This is a genomic window from Streptomyces sp. SID14436 (genome assembly GCF_010548465.1).
Classification (GTDB): domain Bacteria; phylum Actinomycetota; class Actinomycetes; order Streptomycetales; family Streptomycetaceae; genus Streptomyces.
Window position 1 is genome coordinate 1 of sequence record NZ_JAAGMD010000054.1, and the last position, 6,937, is coordinate 6,937.

Sequence of the window (6,937 nt, forward strand, 5' to 3'; positions counted from 1 at the left end):
GGACGCGCGGCCCGGGGCGACCGGGCCCGCCACCGGTGACATGGCCGCCGCCGGCCGCCCGCCGCAGGTGGAACTGCCGCCCGCGCACCGGCCGTTGGACGAGGCGCTGCCCGAGCGCCTGGAGATCCCGGGCCTCGACGTCCACGCCCCGGTCGTCTCCCGCGGCCTCGACGCGCGCGGCGCGCTCGACCCGCCGCCGTTCGACCGGCCGGGCGTGGTCGGCTGGTACGCGGACGGGGTGACGCCGGGGGCGCCCGGCACCGCCCTGATGGTGGGTCACGTCGACACCGAGACCCGGCCCGCCGTCTTCTACCGGGTGAGCACGCTGCAGGCCGGCCAGAAGATCCGGGTGGTCCGCGCGGACGACGAGGTCGCCGAGTTCACCATCGAGGGCATCCAGGTCCTGGAGCGGGACGGCTTCGACGCCCAGCAGGCCTACGGGCCCCGCCGGGACGGCCGGGCCGAGCTGCGCCTGGTCACCTGCGGCGGCACCTTCGACGAGAGCACCGACAGCTACACCGCCAACGTGGTCGTCTCGGCGTACCTGACCGGGACGGGCACCGACAGCGGCACCGAGGACGGCACGGGCGCGAGCACCGGCGCCCGGGGCACCGTCTGACGCGCCCGGGGCGGTGTCCCCCCTCCGGCCGGCGGCCCCCGCCCGACGGGCCGCCGGCCGGGGTGCCGTCACCGGCCGCGGGACGTGGGAACGGGGGTGAGCGGCACCCGTTCCGACCGGGGGCGGCACCCGTTCCGACCGGGGGCGGTGGCCGCCTCCGGCCGGGGGAGGCGGCCGGAAGGATCGTCCTCGTGGGGGTCCCGGGACGTATGTCAGGATTGGGACCCGGACAACGGAACAGAAGACCGGAAGAGCACAAGAGCATTCCGGAACACGCACCTGAGCACAGGTGACCAGTGCACCCAAGGGGGGGTTGGATGTACGGCAGCAGGGGGGTCGGGGCGTTCGCCGGGAGGCGGGCGTCCGCAGCGGTGCTGGGGGCGGCACTGCTGATCACCGGATGTTCCTCCGACGGCGACGGCAAGGGGGACGACCCTGAGGCGGCCGGCGCGGGGATCAGTCAGCAGCCGAAGGAGACCGACCCCTACTGGGTCAACCCGGACGGCACCGCCGCCCGGGAGGTCGCCGCGCTGACGAAGGCCGGCAAGAAGGCCGAGGCGGAGCAGGTCCGCAAGATAGCCGAGCAGCCCGTGGGCGAGTGGATCAGCCCGGAGAACCCCGAGGGGCAGACCCGCGGTTTCACCGAGGCCGCCGACAAGGCCGGGCGGACCGCGCTGCTCGTCCTCTACAACATCCCGCACCGCGACTGCGGGCAGTACTCCCAGGGCGGCGCCGCCGACGGCGCCGCCTACCGCGACTTCGTCGACGGGGTCGCCAAGGGCATCGGCGACCGTCCGGCGACGGTGATCCTGGAGCCCGACGCGGTGCTCCACCTGGTCGACGGCTGCACCCCGCAGGAGTTCCACGAGGAGCGCTACGCCCTCCTCAAGGGCGCCGTCGCCAAGCTGAAGGGCCTGAAGGACACCAAGGTCTACATCGACGCGGGCAACGCCGGCTGGGGCGAGCCCGACCAGATCTTCGACCCGCTGAAGCGGGCCGGGATCGACCAGGCAGACGGCTTCTCGGTGAACGTCTCCAACTTCTACTCCACCGAGGACTCCATCGCCTACGGCAAGCAGCTCTCCGCCAAGGTCGGCGGCAAGCCCTTCGTCATCGACACCAGCCGCAACGGCAACGGCCCCTACACCCAGGGCGCCGCCGACGAACGCTGGTGCAACCCGCCCGGCCGGGCACTCGGCGAGACCCCGACGGTGAAGACCGCGGACCCGCTGGTCGACGCGTACCTGTGGATCAAGCGGCCCGGGGAGTCGGACGGCGAGTGCAAGGGCGGCCCGAAGGCGGGCCAGTGGTGGCGGGACTACGCCCTGGGCCTCGCCCGGGAGAGCGGCTGACGGACAGCCCGCCGCAGCGCGCGGAAGCGGAAAGGGGTGCCCTCCGTGACGGAGGGCACCCCTTCCTCGTGGGTGCCGGGGCACCGGGACGGTGTTACGGCACCTGCACCCACTGGGCCTTGCTCGGCGTGCCGTCGGCGTCCGTGACGAACAGCATGTACCAGCCCGCCTGGACCAGGTTGCGGTTCTTCGGCACGGTGACCGTCAGCTTGTCGCCGTCGGCCTCGAAGTCCAGCGCGATCGAGCGCTGGTCCACGTCGGTGACGTGGGTCGAGGCGCTCGGGCGCATCAGCCGGACGCTCTTGATGTTCGCCGCGTCCTTCGAGGTGAACGTGCCGGACCCGCCCCGCTCGATGGTCTCCGGACCGTCGGCCAGCTGGGGCTGCTCACGCTCGCCGTACAGGTACGGCGGGGTGTAGATCTCGATGCGCTGCTCGAACTCGCCCGGCTTGGTGTTGGCCTTGTCCGCGTAGAGCGAGTCGGAGCCGAAGAACATCACCCGGCCGTCGGGCAGCAGGATGGAGCCGGCGTGGTAGTTCCGGCCCACCAGCGGGTCGGCGACCCGCTTGAACTCGTTCTTCTCCGTGTCGTAGATCCGCGCCTCGAAGATGTTGGAGTCGCTGCGGCCCCGGTAGTCCTCCGAACCGCCCGAGACGAGGATGTCGTCGTTCGGCAGGATGGACGCCTGCGGGTAGCGGGTGCCCTTGTCCAGCGTGGGACCGTCGACGAACTTCGGGTCGTCCTCCTTGAGGTCGACGATCCGGGTCTTCACGCTGGCCTTGCGGGACTCGCCGACGCCGCCGCCGCCGATCACCATGTAGCGCTCGTCCTGCGCCGGCGGCAGCAGGACCGTGCCGGACGTCTCCATCATGTCGGGGTCGCTCAGCCCGGGGATCTTGGTGAACTTGTTGGTCTCCACGTCCCAGACGCCCGGGTCACGGCCCTCGTCGGCCGGCCCGTAACCCGCGTTCGAACCCGAGTAGAACACCTTGCCGTTCTGCATCAGGAACAGCGCGGGGTAGGTCGGGAACTGGCGGATCTTGTCCGTGTAGGTCCACTTCTTGGTCTTCGGGTCGTAGATCTCGTTCTTGCCCGGGACCAGCTGGCCGATGTCGTCGAGGCCGGAGACGCTGAGGATCTTGCCGTCGCTCAGGGTGGTGAGCGTCGGGTACCAGCGGGCCTCCTTCATCGGGTCGACCTTGATGTACTTCTCGGCGATCGGGTCGAACTCGAAGGCGTCGTCGATGCCCTGGAAGTCCTTCTTGTCCAGGGCCAGCTTCTCGGCGATGCCGTACGTGTTCTGGGCGTCCTCGCCGGTCAGACCCTGCACGGTGTAGTTGTCCTGCGTGCCGGTCTCGTACTTGGCGCCCTCCTTCTGCGCCTCGACGTAGGTCCGGCCGTAGCCCGGGGTGTTGCCCAGGAACCTGCCGGTCTCCTTGTCGAAGTTCTTCTTCGCGCGGGGGACGAGCACCGGGTCCTTCGAGACGAAGGTCTTGCCGTTCTCCTTGCCGACGAACTTGGTGCCCGCCGGGAGGGTGATCGGCTTGTCCGGGTTCTCGTTGTGGACGACCATCAGGCCGCCCGCCTTCTTCACGTCACCCTTGAGCTTCTCGTACCGCTTGGTGCCGCCCGCGATGAGCAGGTTGCCGTTGGCGAGCTGGGTGTGACCCGTGCAGAACAGGTCGCTCGGCGTCGGCACCTTCTTGATGGTCCCCTTGACCGGGTCCCAGATACGGGTGTCGTACTTCTTCGCGTCGAAGTTGTCCTTGTTGTTGCCCGAGCCCGCGACGAGCAGCACCTTGCCGGTGCGCAGCAGCGCCGCGTGGATCGTGTTCTGCCGGTACTTCTCCGGGAACTCGATGATCTCCCAGCGGCCGTTCTCGGCCTTGTACTCCGGCTGATTGATCTTGTACGCGTGGTACTTCTCGGTACCGAAGCGGTACAGCCACGGCCCGTTCATTCCGGCCAGCGCGAGTACCACCGTCGTGCCTATCGCGATGCGACGGGCGCGACGGCGGCCAGCACGGTCGTTCATTTCTTACGTCCCCCAAGTCCACCAAGGGCGATCTGCATGGTCTGGTCGTTACCGGGGTTGCCGCCCCCGGTCCCGCCCGGGCCTTCGGGGCCCCTTGATCCGCCCGGTGCGCCGTGCGAGCCGGCCCAGTTGGGCCGTGGCTGCGTCGCGTGCGGTGCGTGCTGCTGCGGCAGTGCCTGCGTCGGGGCCGCCTGGTCGGCGGCCGGAGGCTGCCCCGCGGCGTGCGCGCCGGGCTTCTTCCTGTCCTGCCGCATGCCGTGGCGCCACGCGAACATCGGCGCCGCGGTGATCAGCAGGGCGAACGTGGCCCAGATGACCATCGCCGGGTGGTTGTGTCCGTAGACGAAGCCCGCGGCGATGGAGCCACCGAAGATCACGATGAAGTACCAGTGGTACCGGAAGGTTCCGAACCAGGTGTCCGGGCTGGCCGAGTCGCCCTTCGGGGTGACCACGAACTTGCTCTTGCGGCGCAGGACCGAGTCGATCAGCGCCTTCGCGTAGAGCGGGGCGGACAGCGCGGACATCACCATGCCGGCCACACCGCCGGAGCCCTCGGGCTCGTGCGGCGACACGTTGTGGCGGCGGTTCCAGATGTACAGGCCGATCTGCAGCGCCGAGGCGTTGCCGTAGAGCATCAGCCAGATCGTGGGGTCGATGTTCACACCCGAGGCGCCCAGACCCAGGAACAGCGCACAGCTCAGCGCCGCCAGGATCCAGTTCATGGCCGCCATCGGGTAGAAGATGATCATCATCGTGTAGTTGAAGAGCTTGCTCGGCGGAAGCGAGTAGAAGCCCTTCCAGTACTGCCCGATGATCGTCTCGTACGTGCCGCGCGACCAGCGCATCTGCTGGGTGAAGAAGTCCGTCCAGGCGTTGGGGCCCTCACCGACGGCGAGCACGTCCGGGGTGTAGACCGAGCGCCACTTGCGGCCCGTCTCCGGGTTCTTGTGGCGGTGCATCTCGAAGCCGGTCGCCATGTCCTCGGTGATCGAGTCGTACAGACCGCCGATCTGCTTCAGCGCCTTGATGCGGACGGCATTGGACGTGCCGACGAACATCGGCGAGCCGTAGCGGTTGCCGGCCCGCTGGATCAGCGCGTGGAAGAGGAACTGCTGCGACTCCGCGGCCTTGGTGACGAAGTTGTCGTAGTTGCCGTACACCTGCGGGCCGATGACGAAGCCGACGTCCGGGTCCCGGAAGAAGCCGAGCATCCGCTCCAGGTAGTTCGGCAGCGGGATGTGGTCGGTGTCGACGGACGCGAAGTAGTCGTAGTCGTCGCCGTGCGCCTCGAGCCAGGCGTTGTAGTTGCCGTGCTTGGTCTTGGCGCGGTGCGCGCCCTTGGGGCGGTTCCACTTCGCGACCCCTTTGCGGGAGAAGTGGTGCACACCGAGGCGCGCGCAGACCTCTTTGACGTCGGGGTCGTCGCCCTCGTCGAGCAGCCACACGTGCATCAGGCCCCGGTGGCGGATCTTGACGGCCGCCTCCAGGGTCTTCGTCACCATCTCCAGCGGCTCCTTGCCGGGCACGAAGGAGGTGAGGAAGGCCACGCGGGTGCCGGTCTCGGGCACCACCGGGATGGGGTCGCGGGCGACGAGGGTGGCGTGCGCGTTCGACAGCACGTTCATGCAGCGGAAGAACTCGATCAGACCGATCGAGACGAGCATGACGACGTCCAGGGCGGGCAGCCACTCGAACGCCGGGTAGTCGCGCTCGGTCCAGTGGGACGGCTGCAGCAGCCACACCAGCAGCACCAGCGACAGCACGGGCGCCGCGGCCAGCATCAGCGCGATGCGGATACGGTGCGGCTCCTGGCCGATCAGCGAGCGGTACTGGACCTTGTACGGCTTGTTCGGATCCGGCTGGGTGAGGGGCCCCGCGAGCCGGCTGTAGTGCTCGTAGTCGTATCTCGGCAGCGTCTTCTTGATCCGCCGGAACGCGCCCGTGTTGCCTGTCCGGTGGGCAGGCACCCTGAGCTGGGTGGTCTGGGACGGGTCGTCGTCCCGTTGGGCGCCCTTCGGCGTCGACGTCATGAGTCATCCCCCCACACGCGGTCCCCCGCGTGTTTCGTCGCTTCCTTCCGCCCGCGTCCGGTCCCCCTCGACCTTCACGGACGTATCAGTGGTAGACCGCTGTCACCACGTCACGCACACCTTATAGACACGGCACAGCGCTCTTCCGGTTGCATGATGCCCCCCTCGGCATCGCTTCCCGGACGGGGCCCGTCGGACCCCGCCTCGTGGCAACCGGTTTCCCGCCCCCCAACCGCCGCGAACCCGCAGCTTATTGAAGAACCCAGGTTGTACGGTGCGCATCATGATCGCAAGATGCGATACACGGTGTTCACCGGTCATACGCGCCCATTGTGACCTCTGAGAGGGGTCCGCGGGGCACGGTTGTGCACGCTGGGCCGCAGTCCTGTACGGACGGCGGGGGAACCCCGCTCACCGCGGGCGGCGGACCGGCCAAAAGCGGACGGGCCCCCCGGTCACGAGGAGCCCGTCCAGTCGGTGCGCCGCCAGGGACTCGAACCCCGGACCCGCTGATTAAGAGTCAGCTGCTCTAACCAACTGAGCTAGCGGCGCGCGCTGACGGAGTCACTCTACAGGACCCCGGCGGGTGCTCAGGACCGCCGCCCGGCCGGCCCGCGGGCCCGCGGCGTACATCATTCGGACCGTCAACATGCGCGGGGCGACGACAGTTGAGAAACTGATCAACGTGCACAGGTGCGGAGATTTTCACCGGAAGTGTGAGGGGTATCGCATGGAGTCTCCGGAATTCGAGGAATTCGATCCCGCGAGCGATTGCGAGTGCCCCGGATGTGTTCAGGGCCGACGCCTCTTGCCGCATTTCCCCGGCGGTCGCGGCGCCGGCCGTCCGGCCGCCCGGACCGTGGTCGTGGCGGCCGCCGCCTCGGCGGTGGTCGGCGGGCAC

At 69.2% G+C, this 6,937-nt stretch carries 4 protein-coding genes and 1 tRNA gene; 2 read left to right on the forward strand and 3 right to left on the reverse strand.

Going from position 1 to position 6,937, the window contains the following annotated elements:
- Positions 1 to 619 (forward strand): class F sortase (locus G3I53_RS01985; protein ID WP_164437965.1); only part of this gene is annotated, 619 nt, incomplete at its 5' end.
- A gap of 317 nt (positions 620 to 936) precedes the next feature.
- Positions 937 to 1,971: a glycoside hydrolase family 6 protein gene (locus tag G3I53_RS01990; protein ID WP_164437966.1), complete on the forward strand. Its 1,035-nt coding sequence runs from the start codon at positions 937 to 939 to the stop codon at positions 1,969 to 1,971.
- 94 nt (positions 1,972 to 2,065) lie between these two features.
- Here the strand turns inward: G3I53_RS01990 and G3I53_RS01995 are convergent, their stop codons facing one another.
- From G3I53_RS01995 to G3I53_RS02005, 3 genes are all read right to left on the reverse strand, one after another.
- Complete coding sequence (locus tag G3I53_RS01995) at positions 2,066 to 4,006, reverse strand: galactose oxidase-like domain-containing protein (protein WP_164437967.1); 1,941 nt, start codon at positions 4,004 to 4,006, stop codon at positions 2,066 to 2,068.
- Positions 4,003 to 6,036 (reverse strand): cellulose synthase catalytic subunit, encoded by a 2,034-nt coding sequence (locus tag G3I53_RS02000; protein ID WP_164437968.1) that lies wholly within the window; start codon positions 6,034 to 6,036, stop codon positions 4,003 to 4,005. Before G3I53_RS02000 ends, G3I53_RS01995 begins: the two co-directional genes overlap by 4 nt.
- A 478-nt stretch (positions 6,037 to 6,514) precedes the next feature.
- A tRNA-Lys gene (locus G3I53_RS02005) sits at positions 6,515 to 6,588 on the reverse strand.
- Between the last annotated feature and the right edge of the window lie 349 nt (positions 6,589 to 6,937).